This is a genomic window from Amycolatopsis sp. NPDC024027 (assembly GCF_040638975.1).
Lineage (GTDB): Bacteria > Actinomycetota > Actinomycetes > Mycobacteriales > Pseudonocardiaceae > Amycolatopsis.
On record NZ_JBEZYY010000013.1, the window covers coordinates 160,520 to 178,048 of the forward strand.

General features: G+C 73.0%; 17 protein-coding genes. 4 read left to right on the top strand and 13 right to left on the bottom strand.

The annotated features are described in order from the left end of the window. Positions 1–125: 125 nt before the first annotated feature. The 3 genes from AB0F52_RS29390 to AB0F52_RS29400 all read right to left on the bottom strand — a co-directional run bounded on the left by AB0F52_RS29390 (position 126) and on the right by AB0F52_RS29400 (position 3,596). Positions 126–1,682, bottom strand: a complete 1,557-nt coding sequence (locus tag AB0F52_RS29390) for a molybdopterin-dependent oxidoreductase (RefSeq protein ID WP_360177926.1) — start codon at positions 1,680–1,682, stop codon at positions 126–128. Between the two features lie 146 nt (positions 1,683–1,828). Then, the gene (locus tag AB0F52_RS29395; RefSeq protein ID WP_360177929.1) at positions 1,829–2,065 is read right to left on the bottom strand and encodes a glutaredoxin family protein; all 237 of its coding nucleotides are present in this window, start codon (positions 2,063–2,065) and stop codon (positions 1,829–1,831) included. 19 nt (positions 2,066–2,084) lie between these two features. Next, positions 2,085–3,596: an AMP-binding protein gene (locus AB0F52_RS29400; RefSeq protein ID WP_360177932.1), complete on the bottom strand. Its 1,512-nt coding sequence runs from the start codon at positions 3,594–3,596 to the stop codon at positions 2,085–2,087. Positions 3,597–3,910: 314 nt separating this feature from the next. Between AB0F52_RS29400 and AB0F52_RS29405 the strand changes: the two genes are divergently transcribed. The 4 genes from AB0F52_RS29405 (at position 3,911) to AB0F52_RS29420 (ending at position 7,823) form a co-directional block, all read left to right on the top strand. Next, positions 3,911–4,603, top strand: coding sequence for a sigma-70 family RNA polymerase sigma factor (locus tag AB0F52_RS29405; RefSeq protein ID WP_360177934.1), 693 nt, complete (start codon positions 3,911–3,913; stop codon positions 4,601–4,603). A 114-nt stretch (positions 4,604–4,717) separates the two neighbouring features. Next, on the top strand, positions 4,718–5,788 hold the full coding sequence (locus AB0F52_RS29410) for a DUF5667 domain-containing protein (protein ID WP_360177937.1): 1,071 nt from the start codon (positions 4,718–4,720) through the stop codon (positions 5,786–5,788). 95 nt (positions 5,789–5,883) lie between these two features. Then, entirely contained in the window at positions 5,884–6,801 is a 918-nt protein-coding gene (locus AB0F52_RS29415) for an HAD-IB family hydrolase (protein ID WP_199191199.1), read from the top strand. 116 nt (positions 6,802–6,917) lie between these two features. Next, on the top strand, positions 6,918–7,823 hold the full coding sequence (locus AB0F52_RS29420) for a type II CAAX endopeptidase family protein (protein ID WP_360177940.1): 906 nt from the start codon (positions 6,918–6,920) through the stop codon (positions 7,821–7,823). Positions 7,824–7,830: 7 nt separating this feature from the next. Here AB0F52_RS29420 and AB0F52_RS29425 read toward each other — a convergent pair whose 3' ends face one another. From AB0F52_RS29425 to AB0F52_RS29470, 10 genes are all read right to left on the bottom strand, one after another. Next, complete coding sequence (locus tag AB0F52_RS29425; protein WP_360177943.1) at positions 7,831–8,493, bottom strand: response regulator transcription factor; 663 nt, start codon at positions 8,491–8,493, stop codon at positions 7,831–7,833. After that, a complete protein-coding gene (locus AB0F52_RS29430) occupies positions 8,481–9,713 on the bottom strand; it encodes a sensor histidine kinase (protein WP_360177946.1) in 1,233 nt (410 codons plus the stop codon). The genes AB0F52_RS29425 and AB0F52_RS29430 overlap by 13 nt, the downstream gene beginning before the upstream one ends. A 27-nt stretch (positions 9,714–9,740) precedes the next feature. Continuing rightward, positions 9,741–10,787: a lysophospholipid acyltransferase family protein gene (locus AB0F52_RS29435; RefSeq protein WP_360177949.1), complete on the bottom strand. Its 1,047-nt coding sequence runs from the start codon at positions 10,785–10,787 to the stop codon at positions 9,741–9,743. Further along, the gene (locus AB0F52_RS29440; protein ID WP_360177952.1) at positions 10,784–11,830 is read right to left on the bottom strand and encodes an NAD-dependent epimerase/dehydratase family protein; all 1,047 of its coding nucleotides are present in this window, start codon (positions 11,828–11,830) and stop codon (positions 10,784–10,786) included. Before AB0F52_RS29440 ends, AB0F52_RS29435 begins: the two co-directional genes overlap by 4 nt. A 255-nt stretch (positions 11,831–12,085) precedes the next feature. Next, entirely contained in the window at positions 12,086–12,187 is a 102-nt protein-coding gene (locus tag AB0F52_RS29445; protein WP_007030867.1) for an AURKAIP1/COX24 domain-containing protein, read from the bottom strand. Positions 12,188–12,353: 166 nt separating this feature from the next. Then, positions 12,354–12,569: a helix-turn-helix domain-containing protein gene (locus tag AB0F52_RS29450; RefSeq protein ID WP_013222402.1), complete on the bottom strand. Its 216-nt coding sequence runs from the start codon at positions 12,567–12,569 to the stop codon at positions 12,354–12,356. 193 nt (positions 12,570–12,762) lie between these two features. After that, entirely contained in the window at positions 12,763–13,575 is an 813-nt protein-coding gene (gene proC, locus AB0F52_RS29455) for a pyrroline-5-carboxylate reductase (RefSeq protein ID WP_360177955.1), read from the bottom strand. Positions 13,576–13,858: 283 nt separating this feature from the next. After that, on the bottom strand, positions 13,859–14,677 hold the full coding sequence (locus tag AB0F52_RS29460; RefSeq protein ID WP_360178257.1) for a thioesterase family protein: 819 nt from the start codon (positions 14,675–14,677) through the stop codon (positions 13,859–13,861). Positions 14,678–14,809: 132 nt separating this feature from the next. Next, positions 14,810–15,622 carry a sugar phosphate isomerase/epimerase family protein gene (locus AB0F52_RS29465; protein ID WP_360177958.1) on the bottom strand — a complete coding sequence of 271 codons (813 nt, stop codon included), beginning with the start codon at positions 15,620–15,622 and terminating at the stop codon, positions 14,810–14,812. 102 nt (positions 15,623–15,724) lie between these two features. Next, a complete protein-coding gene (locus tag AB0F52_RS29470) occupies positions 15,725–17,413 on the bottom strand; it encodes a hypothetical protein (RefSeq protein WP_360177961.1) in 1,689 nt (562 codons plus the stop codon). Between the last annotated feature and the right edge of the window lie 116 nt (positions 17,414–17,529).

A 17,529-nucleotide genomic window follows, 5' to 3' on the forward strand; every position in this document is an offset into this window, starting at 1 on the left:
GTCCGCGGCCGGGGGGGCGTTGGGCCCCCGCCCCGCCCCCCCCCTCCCGGCCCAACATCACCCTGGCGGCCCCCCCCCCCCCCATTTTCTAAAACCCCCCACTTCCGGAGCGGGGCAACGGGTGTTCAGCGGGCGTCGAGGGTGACCGAGTGCCAGCCGGTGGCGCCGTCCGGGACGGGGTCCGCCCGGTTCTCCGTCTGCGTGTAGCCGTCCTGATCGGTGGCCCGGACCGACGCCTGGTGCGTCCCCTTCGGCACGTCGAGCTCGATCCACCACATCCGCCAGGTGTCCTTGCTCACCTCCGCCGCCAGCGTCGCCGGCTGCCACGGGCCCTGGTCCAGCCGGACCTCGACCTTCGCGATGCCGGTGTGCTGCGCCCACGCCGTGCCGGTCAGCCGGACCTTGCCCGCCGTGACGCCCGCGAACCCGCGCGGCGAGTCGATCCGCGATTCGGTCTTGATCGGCGCCTGCTCGGCCCACCCCCGGCTCAGCCAGTACGCCTGCCGGGCGTCCCACCGGGTGAATTCGAGCGATTCGACCCACTTCGTCGCCGACACGTAGCCGTACAGGCCGGGGATGACGATCCGCGCCGGGAAGCCGTGCTCGACCGGCAGGGGCTGGCCGTTCATCCCGATCGCCAGCATCGCGCCGCGGGCCGGGTCGAGGGCGATGTTCGCCGGCGTGCCGCACGTCCAGCCGTCGACGCTGGTGGCGAACATCTGCTCCGCGCCCGGCTGCACGCCGGCCTGGTCGAGCAGGTCGACGAGGTCCACGCCGATCCAGGTCGCGTTCGAGATCAGCGGCCCGCCGACCTCGTTGGACACGCACGTCAGCGTCACCCGGCGCTCGACCAGCGGCCGGCTGCGGATGTCGGCGTAGGAGAACTTCACCTCGCGGTCGACCATCCCGTGGATGCGCAGGCTCCAGTCCTCGGTGCGCAGCTGCGGCACCACCAGCGCGGTGTCGATGCGGTAGAAGTCCGCGTTCGGCGTGATGAACGGCGGTGAGCCGAGCTTCGCGAAGTCGGCGTCCGCGGGCAGCGGCGGCGCCGTGCGCGCCGGGACGAGCGGCCCGACGGCGGCCCGCGAGTCCTCGGCGTTCGAACTCGTCCCGGTGACCTGGCCGGCGACGGCCGCGATCCCCGATCCCGCGGCGACGCCGACCCCGGCGCGCAGGAACTTGCGGCGGTCGAAACCCCGCTCGTCGACGACGTCCACCGGCAGCGCGATCCGGTGCAGGAAGGTGAACACCGCGAGCCCGGCAACCAGGGCGGCGACCGGCGCGAGCAGCGAAACCTGCCCGAGGTCGCTGCGCACGTAGACGGCCGCGACGCCGGCGGCGCCGAGGAGAACGACGAGCACCTGCCCGGCCCGCGGCGTCCGGCGCGAAAGCTGGCCGGCGACCAGCGCGAACAGCACCAGCACGACCGCGAGCCCCAGCTTGAGCACCGGCTTGTCCCAGGTGCCCAGCGTCCGCTCGGCCCACTTCACGATGGCGGTCGGGCTGTGGTCGATGACGTAGTTGGCCACCGCGATGAACGGCGACGCCGTGTACCCGACGAAGCCCGCGACCAGGTGGCCGACACCGAGGGCGGCGGCCAGCGCGAGGAGGCCGATCAGCGTCGCGACCGGTAGCGAAAGCCGACGCGGCGCCTCGGGCGGCGCGTCCTGCAGAGTGCTCACGTCTCCATCTTCGGAGCACGCGGGCGCCGCGGCGGCCCGATGTGGCTTACGGACGTGTTACGGCTCAAGCGAGCGTCCGCCGTTCCCGGGCAAACGCCGTGAATGACTCATTCCTGGCGTCTGACGCCAGGAATGAGTCATTCAAGTCATCCGAGCGCGCGCCGGAGCCGGTCCTCTTCGACGCGCCAGTACCCGTGCTCGGCGCCGTCGACCAGGATCACCGGGACGCGGTCGCCGTACTCCGCGCGCCACTCCGGGTCGGTGTCGACGTCCTCGGCCGTCCAGGCGACGCCGAGCTCGCCGCAGATCCGGGCGACGTCGGCCTCCGCGACCTCGCAGAGGTGGCAACCGTCCCGGCCCATCACCGTCACTTCGTGCGCCATGCCGTCCTTCCTACCGCACCTACCGCAACCGCAGGCGGCGCAGCTTCCCGGTGGCCGAGTGCGGCAGCGACTCGGCGAACTCGACCAGGTGCGGCACCTTGTACCCGGCCAGGTGGGCCGCGCAGTGGTCGGCGACCTGTTGCTCGGACAGCGCCGCCCCGGCCGCCGGCACGACGACCGCCTTGACCGCTTCGCCGCTGCGCTCGTCGACGACGCCGACGACCGCGGCCTCGGCCACCTCGGGCAGCTGCCCGATGACCTCCTCCACCTCGCGCGGGAAGACGTTGAAGCCGTTGACGATGATCAGGTCGTTGGCCCGGTCGACCAGGTGCAGGTCACCGTCGGTGTCGAGGTAGCCGACGTCGCCGGTGCGGAACCAGCCCTCGGCGTCCGGGCCGTGGCCGCCGTCGGGCCAGTAGCCGGAGAACAGGTTGGCGCCGCGGATCGACACCAGCCCGGTCTCGCCTTCGGCCTCGAAGACGTCGTCGACGTCGTCCGGGTCGAGCGGCACGGCCTGGTCGGTGCCGTCGCTGTCCACCAGCCGCAGCTCGATCCCGGGCAGCGGCCGCCCGACCGAGCCCGGCTTCGGGTAGCCGGTGACCAGCGTCGACGTCACCACCGGCGCGCACTCGGTGAGCCCGTAGCCCTCGTAGACGTCGAGGCCGGTCGCCTCGCGGATCGCGCCCAGCACCTTCGGGTGCAGCGGCGCGGCACCCGACGTCATCCTCCGCACGGTGGCCAGGCCGCGGCGGAGCTCGTCGGCGCCCAACGCGGCGAACTCCCCGTACATCGTCGGGACGCCGGTGATCGACGTGACGCGGTGTTCGCCGCAGTCGTCCAGCGTCCGCTGGGCTTCGAAGCGCTCCGAGAGCACCGCGGTCGCGCCCACGGCGGTCGCCTGGAGGAGGCCGGGCCCGAGGCCGTAGACGTGGAAGAGCGGGATGGTGATCAGCACGCGGTCGTCGTGTTCGAGGACGCCCTCGACCGCGCTGATCTGCTCGAGGTTGGCCAGCAGCGCGCGGTGCGACAGCATCACCCCGCGCGGCGGCCCGGTGGTGCCGGACGTGTACGAAACGACCGCGATGTCCTCCCCGGACCGGCCGGCGTCGGCGAACTCGCCTCCTCCGTCCGGGTCACCCACGGGCGTGAGACCGCTCACGCTGTCCGGGAGGTCCTCGTCCGCGTCGCGCTGGACGACGACCTTCGCGCCGCTGTGCTCGAGCAGCTTCGCGAGCTCGGGCCCGGGCACCTGCGGCGACAGCGGCACGACGACCGCCCCCGCCCGCAGCGCGCCGAAGAAGGCGACCACGAAGTCCACCGACGTCGGCAGCCGCACCCCGACCCGGTCGCCCGGCTCGACGCCGGCGTCCGCCAGCCTGCGGGCCTGGGCCTGGGCGGCCGCGTCGACCTGGCGGTAGGTCAGGCCGCGTCCGGTGCCGGTCTCGAGCACGGCCGGGTGCTCCGGCCACGTGGCCGCGGCCCGTGTGAGCAGCCCGCCGACCCCCGGCTGCGTCCCCTCTGGAGCACTCACCCGCGACCCACCTCTCCTCGCCCGGCGCCAACCGTTGCAAGTCTGTCATCTGAAGCGACGTCATGGGTGCTGACCGCGAGCGTCGCGTCTGCGCAACCCCGGAACCACTACCTACTTAGCGGTAACTACACGTATGCTGCACTGCGTCGCGCCGGTGTTGTTGATCACCGCCGCGACCGGAGAGAGGGAGTCGCCGTGAGGAACTTGCCTGCCCACGAGGTCGTGGGGCACGCGAGCCGGCCGGCCCCTGCTCGTCCGGGTTCCGGGGGTACCGAGGCCCGCTGGGCCGAAGCCACCGCCGGAGGTGCCGCCCGATGACCGTCCCGACCGCCGTCAGCCGCGGGCCCGTCTTCATGTTCGCCGAGCGCGTCTTCGGACGGACGTCGGCCGTGCCGCTGAGCAGGCAGGCGGCCGACGACGAGCGCGCCGAGGCGGCGAAGGCCGAAGCCTGGGACCTGGTGCGCGCCGCGCAGGACGGCGACACGTCCGCCTTCGGCCGGCTCTACGACCGGTACGTCGACGTCGTCTACCGGTACGTGCTGTTCCGGCTCGGTGACCGCGACCTCGCCGAGGACGTCACCAGCGAGACGTTCCTGCGCGCGCTGCGCCGCATCACGTCGGTGAGCTACCAGGGCCGTGACGTCGGCGCCTGGTTCGTCACCATCGCCCGCAACCTCGTGCTCGACCACGTGAAGTCGAGCCGGTTCAAGCTCGAAGTGGTCACCGACGAGGTGACCGAGCCCGGTTCGGCGCCCTTCACCGTCGGCGCGACCGCCCAGGTGGGCCCCGAGCAGGAGGCGATCAGCCGCGCCACCCGGGCCGAGCTGCTGCGCTGCGTCGCCGAACTGGGCGAAGACCAGCGGGAATGCATCGTCCTGCGGTTCCTGCAGGGCCTGTCCGTGGCCGAGACGGCCGAGATCATGAACCGCAACGAAGGGGCGATCAAGGCGCTCCAGCACCGCGCCGTGCGCCGATTGGCACAACTTCTGCCCACCGGATTGCGCTGAACCCGCGAACTTTTCCGTTCGTCGGCCGAAACCGGTAACCCTGGCGGCTTCTGGATCGTTACCCCACGCAGACCGGTGTCAGGCCGGCCGAAGCCCGGGATGGAGAGCAGCGCCGTGAGGTTTGCGCGTGAGCGAGCCGAGAGCGAGCGGTTCGCGCGCGCCCTGGAACCGTCGCCGGTGCGCCGCGACGGCGAGTTCGCCGACGAGCTCGCGCTCGTCGGCGCGCTGCGCGACCTCGGCGCGGCCGGGGCCCCGGACCTGGAAACCCGGCAGCGGATCCGCGCGGAGATCGCCGGCCGCCTGGAGACGGCGGCGGCCACCACCCCACGTCGGAGGTGGCGGCCGCGGACCGCCGACCTGGTGGCCGCCGCGCTCTTCCTCGTCCTGGTCCTCTCGGGGCTGACGCTGGTGCTCTCGCGCACCGCGCTGCCCGGCGACCCGCTCTACACCGTGAAGCGCGCGGGCGAGTCGACCGCGCTGGGCCTGACGTTCGGTGACCAGGAGAAGGCGCGCAAGCACCTCGAATTCGCCACCAACCGGATCACCGAGCTCGGCGAGCTGGCCACCCAGGGCGCGAGCGAAGCCGACTACCGGACCGCGTACGACGATTTCGCCGCCGACCTGCGGGCCGGCGTCGCCCAGATGTCCGCCGCGGCGACCAGCGACGGCGGCGGCACGCAGGCGCTGTCCGACGTCCGGCTGTGGGCGCGCAACCAGGCGGCGAGGCTGGGCGCGCAGCCGCTCCCGGCCGACGCGGCGCCGGTGTTCGGCGACGTCCGCGACCTGCTGGGCAAGGTCCAGGAGCGCACCAGCGGCCTGGTGGCCCGGATGAACTGCTACCGGATCACCACCGGGACGTCCGACGAGCTGGGCCCGCTCCCGGCGACCGGCGAGTGCACCCAGCGGCCCGTCCCGTCCGCCGGCAGCCAGCCGACGTCGGCGCCGGTCTCGCCCTCGTCGCAGGAAGGCACGGCACCGGCCGCGACGGGCACGCAGCTGCCCCCGTCGGACGCCGCGGCGACCCCGGGCATCCCCGCGCCGACCGGCGGGGTGACGCCGCCGCCGGTGTTCGGCCAGCCGTCGACGACGTCCCGGCCGCCGGTGACGACCTCCACCACACCCCCGCCGCCGCTGCTGTCGATCCCGCCGCTGCTGCCGGGCCTGCCGCCGATCGTGATCGGCTGAGGTCCCGCCCACACCTGCGACGGCGCGGTGGGCGGCTCGCTACGCTGTGCGAAGGACCCGGACGTTCCCAGGAACGTGGCCAGACGTGGGCAGACGTGGAGGCGGTGTGCGTGTCAGCTTGGCGTGGCAGGGATAAGAGTCAGGAGCTGGAACGGCTCGCCGCGCTCGCGGGCGAGGCGTCGGCCGAGGCCGCCCACGCCCGTGTGGTCTCCGAAGCCGCCGAGCCCCCCGCCCCGCCGGCCCCGCCGGACCTGACCGCCGCCGCGTTCTTCGACGTCGACAACACGATGATGATGGGCGCGTCGATCTTCTACTTCGCCCGCGGGCTCGCGGCCCGAAAGTTCTTCACGTCGTCGGACCTGGCCGGCTTCGTCTGGGGCCAGATCAAGTTCCGGCTCGGCGGCCGCGAGAACAAAGAGGACATCAAGACCCACCGCGAGCGCGCACTGTCCTTTGTGGCCGGCCGCACGGTGGCGGAGCTGACGTCGATCAGCGAAGAGATCTACGACGAGCTGATGGCGGACAAGATCTGGTCCGGCACGCGCGCGCTCGCCCAGATGCACCTGGACGCGGGTCAGCGCGTCTGGCTGGTGACGGCCACCCCGATCGAGCTGGCGGCGATCATCTCCCGCCGCCTGGGCCTCACCGGGGCGCTGGGCACGGTCGCGGAGACCCGCGACGGCGTGTACACCGGCCGCCTGGTCGGGGACTTGCTGCACGGCCGCGCGAAGGCCCACGCGGTGCGGGCCCTGGCCTCCCGCGAGGGCCTGAACCTCAAGCGCTGCACGGCGTACTCGGACTCGGCGAACGACATCCCGATGCTGTCGGCGGTGGGCACCGCGGTGGCGGTCAACCCCGACGGCGGCCTGCGGGACGTGGCCCGGGCCCGCGGCTGGGAGATCCGCGACTTCCGGACCGGCCGCAAGGCGGCGAAGATCGGCGTGCCTTCGGTGCTCGGAGCCGGGGCGCTGGCCGGCGCCGTGGCGGCGGGCATGGCCTACCGCCGCCGCTGACTTCCGGGTACAGCCTGCTGTACCGGCCCTTCGGGTGCCCGCGGGAGTGACCGCACCCCCCGGTGACTGGTGTGCTTGGTCCTTCGGAAAAGCGGCTTTCCCGAAGGGACAGTGTGGTGACGACCCGTGTGGACATCGGAGAAGAACGGACCGACGGCGGAACCGGGTGGCGGGACCGCATCCGCCGCCGCCCGCTGACGTCGTTCTTCGTCCTGGCCAACTTGCTGAGCTGGCTCGCGTGGACGCCGTACATCCTGTCCGGCAACGGGCTGGGCGTGCTGCACTTCCGCTTCCCGGAGGTGCTCGGCACGGCGCAGTTCGCCGGCGTCCTGCCGGGCGCGTACCTCGGCCCGATCGGCGCGGCGTTCCTCGTGACGGCGGTCGCCGACGGGCGCACCGGGCTCCGCCGCTGGACCGCGCGGCTGTTCAAGTGGCGCGTCAACTGGCTCTGGTACGTCGGGGTGGTGCTCAGCGTGCCCGCGTTGCTGACGATCGCCACGATGGCGTTGTGGGAGCAGAACCCCGTGGTACCGGCGGTGGCGACGCTGGTCGCCTACCTGCCGGGCCTGATCCTGCAAATGCTCACGACGGGCCTGGCCGAGGAGCCGGGCTGGCGGGACTTCGCCCTCCCCCGGCTCCAGCACCGCTACGGACCGCTGGGCGGCACGATGATCCTGGGCCCGCTGTGGGGCGTGTGGCACCTGCCGCTGTTCTTCACCGAGTGGGGCGGCTGGCCGGACATCACCTGGCTGACGCCGCTGGAGTTCATCGCCACCTGCGTCACGTTCAGCATCATCATGACGTGGGTGTTCAACCGCACCGGCCAGAGCCTGCCGCTGGCGATGCTGCTGCACACGAGCGTGAACAACTTCTTCTCGCTGGCGTGGTCGGAGATGTTCCCGGGCCGCTCGATCCACGACACGTCGGACGCCTTCCTGCTGGCGTCCACGGCGGTGGCGCTCGTCCTGCTCATCGCCACCCGAGGCCGGCTCGGGTACCCGCGGGCGGAAGTCACCGCCTGACCCGCCCTCACCGCCCGGGGCGGGCGGTGTCGCGGAGGTAGTGCAGCACCGCCGTCACCCGCCGGTCCGCCCGGTCGGCCGGTGCGAGGTCCAGCTTCGCGAAGATGCTGCGGATGTGCTTGTGCACCGCGCCGTCGGTCACGACGAGCCGTTCGGCGATCGCGCCGTTGCCCAAGCCCTCCGCCATCAGCGCCAGGACTTCGCGTTCCCGGGCGCTGAGCCGCCCGAGCCGGTTGTCCGGGCGGCTGCGCGTCAGCAGCTGGGCGACCACCTCCGGGTCGATGGCCGTGCCGCCGTCGACGATCCGGTGCAGGGCCTCCAAGAACTCTTCGACCCGGCCGACCCGTTCCTTCAGCAGGTAGCCGAGCCGGGCGCCGCCGTCGGTGAACAGCTCTGTGGCGAACGCCTGCTCGACGTGCGCGGAAAGCACCAGCACCGCCAGGCCGGGTTGCCGCCGGCGGGCCTCGACGGCCGCGACGATGCCCTCGTCCGTGTGCGTCGGCGGCATCCGGACGTCCACAATGGCCAGATCCGGCGCGTGTTCGTCCACCGCCGCCAGGAAGTCGACGGCGTTGGCCACCGCCGCCCGCACGTCGACACCCTCGGCGCGCAGCAGCATCGCGACCCCCTCGCGCAGCAGCAGATCGTCCTCGGCGATCACGATCCGCACGGCAGGCTCACCCTCAACGTCGTCGGGCCGCCGGCCGGGCTGGCCAGCGCGAACGACCCGTCGTGGGCCTCGACGCGGCGCCGGATGCCGGTCAGCCCGGACCCGGTGTCCTCGTGCGCCCCGCCGCGGCCGTCGTCGGTGACCTCCACGTGCACCCGGTCCCGCTCGCCGCGGAGCCGGATCGTCGCCGTGCTCGCCCCGCTGTGCTTGGCGACGTTCGTGAGGGCCTCGGCGACCACGAAGTAGGCCGTCACCTGGACCGAGACGGCCGGCCGGCCCGGCAGGTCGGCGTCGATCCGGCAGGTCACCGGGCAGTCGGCGGCCAGCGCGGTGAGCGCGTCGGGAAGGCTGCGTTCGGTCAGCACCGGCGGGAGGATACTGCGCACCACCGCGCGCAGTTCGGCGAGCGCCTGCTCGCCGGCGTCCTGGGCGCGCTCGAGGATCTCCTCGGCCGCCGCGGGGTCCCGCGTCAACGCCCGCTTCGCCGCACCGAGCAGCACGTTCACCGCGACGAGCCGGTTCTGCGTCCCGTCGTGCAGCGACCGTTCGATGCGCCGCAGTTCGACGGCGTGGGCGTCCAGCGCGGCCGCGCGCGTGGCGGTCAGCTCGGCGACGCGCAGCGCGAGGTCGGTCCCGCGGGCGGGCGCCAGCAGCCGCAGTCCCGGCCACTCCTGCACCCGGGCCAGCAGCGGCATGACCAGCACCGAGACGACCAGGGTCGCGACGCCGAACAGGCAGACCGCGAAGGCGTCACCCCAGTCCGTCGCCGTGAAGAACCCCTGGGCCGGTGTGGCGTCGCCGGGCGAGACGAACCACCACCACACCGGGAACGACGCGTCGTGCATGACGTCGACGGCCAGCGTGAGGGCGGTCAGGCTGAGGAGCAGCCCGAGGGTGCTGTGGCAGACGAGCCAGCCCAGTTCGCGCCGGACGGAGGCCTGGGCGAGGGCGGCACGCGGGTTCCGCGGCACGGGTTCCGGGCGGAGGACCTCCAGCCGCGTCCGTTCCCGGTCGGCGACCGTGCGCACCAGGCGCAGACCGGCCGGCACCACCAGGATGCCGACTCCGGCCACGCACAGCACCGCCGTCCCGAGCATCCACAGCGAGGCGGCCACCGCCAGCACGGAGGTGCCCATGCCCACGACGAGCCGCTCCAGCGCGTCCAGCGCGGCACGGGCGCGGACGACCGGGTGCCACGGCCGGGCGTCCTCGGTGGCCATCCCGGAGAGGATAGAGCACCGCGCCGCTCAGCCGCGGAAGACGGACTTCCGCTGCGAAAGCCGCCGGTACAGCGTCTGCTGGATCGACTCCCGCACCTGGTCGGTCAGCTGGAACACCAGCATCGGGTCGTCGACGGCGTCCGGGCCGTAGGAGTCCGTCGCGATCGGCTCGCCGAACTCGATGCTCCACTTGGTCGGCAGCGGGACCGCGCCCAGCAGGCCCAGCATCGGGAAGAACGGCGTCACCGGGAAGTACGGCAGCCCCAGCATGCGGGCCAGCACCTTGATGTCACCGAGCTTCGGGTAGATCTCCTCGGCGCCGATCACCGACACCGGGATGATCGGCACGCCGGCGCGCAGCGCGGCCGACACGAAACCGCCGCGGCCGAAGCGCTGCAGCTTGTAGCGCGAAGCGAACGGCTTGCCGACGCCCTTGAAGCCCTCCGGCCACACCCCGACCAGCTCGCCCTTGCGCAGCAGGCGCTCGGCGTCCGCGTGGCAGGCCAGCGTCTGGCCGGACTTGCGGGCGAACGACCCCACGAGCGGCACCTGGAACACCAGGTCCGCGCCGAGGCCACGCAGGTGCCGGCCGCCGGTCTCGTCGTGGACCGCCACCGCCGTCATCAGCGAGTCGAGCGGGATCGTGCCCGAGTGGTTGGACACCAGCAGGGCGCCGCCGGCCGCCGGGAGGTTCTCGACGCCGTGCGTGTCGACGCGGAACCACTTCTGGTACAGCGCGCGCAGCGGCGGCAGGAACACCGCCTCGGTGAGCTCGGCGTCGAAGCCGAACTCGTCGACCGTGTAGTCACCGGTCAGCCGGTCGCGGATGAAGCCGAGCGCCGACCGCGCGGCGTCCGAAAGGGGCTCTGCCGGCGCCGCCTGCTCGACGCCACCGGGGAAGGCGACGACCGGCGCGTCGGCCCGGGCGGATTCCTCCTCGCGCAGGTCCTGCTCCGCCGTCACCGCCTCGGGCTTCTCCCGGCCCGGTCCGTGCAGGGGGATGACCTGCGCCTCGGCACCGCCCACCGTCTCCGCCTCGCTTCCGAAGTCGTCCCAGTCGTGCAGCCTGGTCACCGGCTCGCCTGCCCCGTCGCGGCGGCGGCGAGCACCTTGCCGGCCAGTCCGGCCAGCTTGCCGCCGTCGAGCACCGGGCGGAGCCCGCGTCCGACGATGTAGTCGTCGAACGCCTCACGCGTGGTCCACCGCGGGGTGTACCCGAACTCCTGCTTCAGCTTGGCGATGTCGACGACCCGGCCGAAGTTCAGCAACCGGACCTGATCGGCGGAGAAGTCCACCACGCGGGCGCCGCGCAGCACCTTGCCGACCGACGGCACCACGCTCCGCGGCATCGGCAGCTCGACCCGGCCGGCTCGCCGGATCGCCTGCGAAAGGGTGAGTACCCCCTCCGCGCCGACGTTGAACACGCCGGCCTTGTCGGTCAACGTCGCTCGTTCCAGAACGGACAACGCATCGGAGGAGTGCAGCAGCTGGATGCGCGCGTCGTAGCCGAAGACCGTCGGCACCACCGGCAGCGCGAAGTAGCGTGCCAGGACGGTGTCGGTCTCGGGGCCGATGATGTTGGCGAAGCGGAACAGCGTCGTGGTGATGTCCGGGCGGCGGCGCACCAGGCCGCGCACGTACCCCTCCATCTCGACGGCGTCCTTCGCGTACCCGCTGGTCGAGGTGGGGATGAGCTCGGAGTCCTCGGTGAACACCGCCTGCGAGCGGGCGCCGGCGCCGTAGACCGCCGCCGTCGACTTGACCACCAGCTTCCGGACCAGCGGGGACCGCTGGCACGCGGCGAGCAGCCGCATGGTGCCGATGACGTTGACTTCCTTGATCGCCGTGCGGCGGCCCGGCCCGGCCGGGTGCGCGGTGCAGGACGCGTGCACCACCGTGTCGACCTGGGCCGTGCTGATCACCTTGGCGATCAGCGGGTTCCTGATGTCCGCGCGGACGAACTCCGCGTGGCCCATGCGCTGCAGGACCGTCTTGTCCGGCGGGACCGTGTCGACACCGATGACCCGTTCGAAGTCGGGGTTGTTGCCCAGCCGGGCGAGCAGTTTCCCGCCCAGTTCCCCGGCGACCCCGGTGACGAGCACGATGTTCGACGGCATGCAACTCCCTGCGGCGTAGGGCATGTGGAGGGTGGACGGTCACCCGAGGCGCGCGAACCTGCACTCACTGGAAGCATCGCGCGGACGCCATTGAGATGTTACCGCTCTTCAGTGGTAGCTCCGGCCCATCTCACGTGCTATTAACACCGGTTTCGCCGGAAAGCGACGAACGCCTCACTCGAACGGGCGGCCCTGCCCACCACATGGACGTGGCCCGTCCAGAGACTGGACGGGCCACGGTCACACTCAGCAGGCTTACTTGCCGGCCTTACGACGCTGGACGCGCGTACGGCGAAGCAGCTTGCGGTGCTTCTTCTTCGACATGCGCTTGCGGCGCTTCTTGATCACAGAGCCCATGGGCGCTCCTTAGGTCGACGTCGGTCACGCTGCCCGGCGCAGCGTCCAACGGGTGGAGCGCACAGGCACGAGCGGTTTTCCAGGTTACCCGTCACCCGTGGCGGGCCGGTCGGCGGGCACGTCGTAGCGCTGCGCGCCGCTGGCCACGGCGTGCCCGGCAGCCGGTTCAACCCACGTCGTAGTAGGCACCTTGGAGGTACTCGTGCACTGCTTTTTCCGGCACCCGGAAGGACTTCCCGACCCTGACGGCGGGCAGCTCACCCGAGTGCACGAGACGGTAGACGGTCATCTTGGAGACCCGCATCAGCGTGGCCACCTCGGCAACCGTCAGAAACTGGACCTGCCCGACGGCGGGCAAATCCTCCTTTTTGTTCGGAGACATGTTTACCGCGTCCTTCGACACGTGTCGCGCCACGAGGCTTCCCCACCTGTGGTATCGACACGCACGTGCTCTATCGAGAGTAGCGGGACTGGTGGGACTAATGCGACGCCTGTCACCGAGATGGGCCCCTACCAGCGCTAACGCACAAGCACCCGCGCGTGCAAGACCCGGGCGATCGCCCTTTCCGGGGAAATCAGGCTTCGTCGTGCGCCTTCCCGAGTTCCACCGAGCGGTCCTTGGCGGCCTCGATGGCGGCCAGCAGCGCGGCGCGGACGCCGTGCTTCTCGAGCTCGCGGATGGCGTTGATGGTCGTCCCGGCCGGCGAGGTCACGGCCTCGCGCAGCAGCACGGGGTGCTCGTCGGATTCGGCGAGCATCTTCGCCGCGCCGACGGCCGACTGGATGATCAGCTGCCCGGCGAGCGCCCGCGGCAGGCCCAGCAGGATCCCGGCGTCGATCATGGCCTCGACCAGGTAGAAGAAGTAGGCGGGGCCGGACCCGGACAGCGCGGTGACGGCGTCCTGCTGGCCTTCCGGCACCTCGACGACCTGCCCGACGTGCGAGAGCAGGTCCCGCACCACGGCGAGGTGTTCCGCGGTGGCGTACCGCCCGGCGGAGATGGCGCTCATGGCCTCGTTGACGAGCATCGGCGTGTTCGGCATGACCCGCACGACGGGAACGCCGTCGGCGAGCCGCCGTTCGTAGAGCGAGGTGGGCAGCCCGGCGCAGAGCGACACGACGAGCGACGACGGCCCGAGCAGCGGCGCGAGCTCATCGAGAACGGGCTCGATGTCCTGCGGCTTGACGGCGACAACGAGCACATCGGCCCGCTTGGCGGCTTCCTCGACCTCGACGCCCCGGACGCCGTAGCGGCTGGTCAGTTCGTCGGCGCGCGCCGGGTACCGCTCGGTGAAGAGGAGGTCGCCGGCTTCGTGGCCGCCGTGCAGCAGCCCCGAGAGCAACGCCTCACCGATCTTGCCCGCACCCAGCACCGCGATGACCGTCATGGAGCCCAGCGTGCCAAACCCGCCGGGGGCGCTGAGTGCCGGGGCGGGGCGGGGCGGGCTCGCTTGCTGAACGGGCGCCCGCAGCCCCGCTCAGCGGCCCACGGCTGGAGCCGCTCGGCGGCAAGCGGCCACGACTGGCCGGGCCGCAGCACTCAGCACCGGGCCAGGCATGAACTCGCCCGGACCGTGGCGGAGCCGCTCGCCCGCCCAACCGGGGCCCACTGCACCCGCCCGAACCGTGGCAGAGCCGCTCCGCGCCCCTCAGAACCGCCGCAACCGGCGCTCAGCCGCCCGGTGCCGGGGCCAGGCCCAGCTGCCGGGCCTGGCACACCAGCCGCCCCTGGGCGTCCACCACCGTTGCGTCGGAGTCGAACCAGGACTCGTGCACCGACCTCGACTCCACCACCACCCGCAGCCAGCCCGGTGCCGGGCGGGTGCGCAGCAGGGCCGTCAGCTGGACCGTCGGCGCCCAGCCGATGCGGCCGAGGTTCATCACCACCGGCGGGTTCACGTCGGACGCCAGCAGCGAAAAGTACGGGTCGACCAAGCTGTGCCGCGGCCGGACCCACAGCCGCATCCGGGGTGGCTCGCCCGTGCGGCCGGTCAGGTAGCCCGCGGTCGCCGGGTCCAGCCGGACCTCGCACCCCTTGGCCAGGTTGAACGGCCCCTCGGTGCTCTCCGCCATCGCCAGCGCCCCGGGCGGCGGCTCGGCCGGCATCGACGGCACGTCGGTCCACTCCGGGCGGCGCGTCGGAAGCCGTCCCGTCGTCACCCTGGCCTCGACGCAGCTGCGGCCGCGCTGCTCCAGCCGGACCTCGACCACCGTGGCCCGGCGGCCGACCTTGCGGACGTCCGTGCGCAGCAGCACCGGGCCGAGCGCGGGCGCGTGCAGGAACTCCGCGCTGACGACCAGCGGCTCCGCGTGCGGCTCACCGCGCTCGTGCAGGGCGGCGATCGCCGCCCGGGCCAGCAGGGCGAGCAGGAAACCGCCGTGCGGGTGGGAACCGATGGCCCATTCCGCACGCAGCACCGCGGTGAAGGTGCCGTCCCCCAGCGACCGCGCCGCACTCGCCGTGTCGAAGGACACGGCGGTGCCGTCCATTCCGCTCACGAAGGGTCCGCGCCATTTCGGGAACCGGGATAGGTGACGAGCAACGAGAGCGACGGTTTCACGGTCCGAACTTTACGGGTTGGACCGGCGGAAATGCACTCGGGCGTGGATATGCCGACGCGGTTATTGCCCGAGGTGGAACCGCGCGAACAACAACGCCTCGGCCAGATCGCGGACGCGCTCGGCCGCGGTGACGGCGTGCCGGGTGTTGATCTCCAGCACGACCTGGCCGGCGAAACCGTTGCTGACCAGCTTCTCGAGCAGTTCGGCGCAGGGCTGGCCACCGCGCCCGGGCACCAGGTGTTCGTCCTTCGGGACGCCGGTGCCGTCGGCCAGGTGGACGTGGGAAAGGCCGTCACCCATCCGCTGCGCCAGCGCCAGCGCGTCCATCTCGGCTGCCGCGGTGTGGGACAGGTCGAGTGTGTAGTGCCGGAACCCGACGTCCGTCGGATCGATCGACGGCCGGAACGCGGACACGCGCGAATTCTTCGAACCACCCGGCGGCCGCACCTTGAACATGTTTTCCACGGCGATTTCGACGCCGCTCGACTCCTCCAGTTCGGCGACCAGATCGCCGAACGCATCCCCGTACCGGCGCTGCCAGCGGAACGGCGGGTGCACCACGACCGTGCGCGCGCCGAGTTCGAGAGCGGCGTCGACCGACATCCGCAGCCGCACGACCGGATCCGGCGACCAGATCCGCTGGGTGATCAGCAGCGACGGCGAGTGCACCGACAGCACGGGCACGCCGGTGCGCCGCGACCAGCGCCGCAGCGCCGTGACGTCCTGGCTGACCGGGTCGGCCCAGACCATCACCTCGACGCCGTCGTAGCCGAGCTCGGCGGCCAGCTCGAAGGCCGTGCCCGCCTTGAGGGGCCACACGGACGCCGTGCTGAGTCCGACGGGGACCGGCTGCTCGTCTGTCACGCGCGCCATCCTGCCTGCGGACGTCGCGAATGAGTCATCGGGGACCTCCCACGTCCCGAATGAGTCATTCGCGACACCACGGCGGGGTGGCGGCTCGGGGCGTCAGCGGTGTCAGCGGCCGACGAGCAGCAGCGCCGCCGGCGAGACCGTCACCACCAGGCCGACGAGCACCGCCAGCACCGTGGTCTGCAGGTCTTCGGCGCGGCGGATCTTCCGCACGATCCAGACCAGCGCGACGACCACCAGCAGCGCGGCGATCAGCGCGGCCGCGGGGATGTTCACCCACAGCCAGTTGAAGCCGAGCCAGACGGCGGCCCCGCCGACGACACCCATCGCCAGCTGGCCGGCCAGGGCCAGCCACTGCTTGCCGGGCGAAGCCGCGGGTTCCGGCTCCGCGACCGGCTCGGGCGCGTCGTCGTACTCGTCGTCTTCGTAGTCTTCGCCCTGCTCGTAGGCGTAGTCGTCCTGCTCGAAGTCCGGGCCGTCCGCGGGGTAGTCGTCGGCGAACTCGCGCTCGTAGGGCGCGAGGTCGTCCGGGATCGGCGCCCGGGAAGCCCGGTCGCCGCCGGGCGCGAACGGCATCGGCGGCGGGTACGCGCCGGTCGGCGGCCCCGCCTCGTAGGCGGCCTGGTAGCCGCTGCCCTCCGGCGCGAAGTCGTCGGGCTCGAAGTCGTCCTCGGGGTAGCCGTCGTCGGGGGCGTCGGTGGGCACCACCGGCATCACGCCGATCTCGGTGTCCTCCATCTGCTCCTTCTGCCGCCGCTTGCGCCAGTTCGCCAGGCCCGCGGGCGAGGACGGCTCCGGCGGCTCGGGCTTCTTGCCCTTCTTCGGCGCCGGCGGGGCGGGCGGCTCGTCGTCGGGGACCGCCGAGAACTGCTCCGTGTGGTCCTCGCGCTTCGGCTCCGGGCGGCGCGACGGGGCACGGCGCGGGCGGCCGGGCGCGGCGGGCGGCGGCGCGAACGTTCCGCTGGCCATCGGGCCCGGCGGGACGTCGATGTCGGCGTCCGGGGTGCCGTTGAGGCCGTCGAGCCGGGCCGACAGCGGGCCGCCGGGCGGCGGCGGGGGCGCCGGCAGCTGCTGCGAGGGCTGCGGCGGGGGCGTCGGCAGCTGCTGGGACGGCTGCGGCGGACCGGGGCGGCGCCGGACCGGCGGGACGGCGCGGGTGTCCTCTGCCGACGGCGGAACCGGCAGCTGCTGCGAAGGCTGCGGCGGCGGAACCGGCATCGGCTGGGACGGTGGCGGGGGCTGGCGGCGCGGCGCGGCGCGCGGCGGCACCGGCAGCCGGTCCGACTCCGGCGGCCGCGGCGGCCCGGGCTCGGGCGCGACCGGGCGCGAGAACTGGCCCGATTCCTGCGGCGGCCGGGTGAACTGGCCGGACTCCTGCGGGACCGGGCGGGCGTACTGGCCGGACTCGGCACCGCCGGGGGCGGGCCGCGCCGGGGGCGGCGGCACCGGCCGGGGCAGCGGCTGGGAGTCCTGCGGCACCGCGCGGGGCGCGGGCGGCGGCGGGGACGGCGGCTCGGCCCGACGCCGTCCGGCGGGCCGCGCGGGGGGTGCCGGCGGGGGCGGCGTGCCCTCGGACGCCACCCGGTCGATGATCGCCTGCGGGCCGGTGTCGCTCACGCCGGGCCGCCGGTGCGAGCCGGTGGCGCCGGGCGGGGCTTCCGGGGTGGCGGGTTCGTCGTCGTCATCCACGGCGCGCCGACGGCGACGGCGTCCGCCGTCGACCTGGGCACCGTGCTGGGCGAGCAGCTCAGCCACGGTCTTCTGCGGCTGGTCGCCTCCGGTCTGGTCCGTCATACCTGGTGATCCCCCGCGCGCACCGAGTTGCCGCTTTCGGCACCTCGCGGAGTGGTACCTGACGGCCCACCGGCGGCGCCGCGCGCGCTGTACACCGACCTCTGCATGTCCGTCAC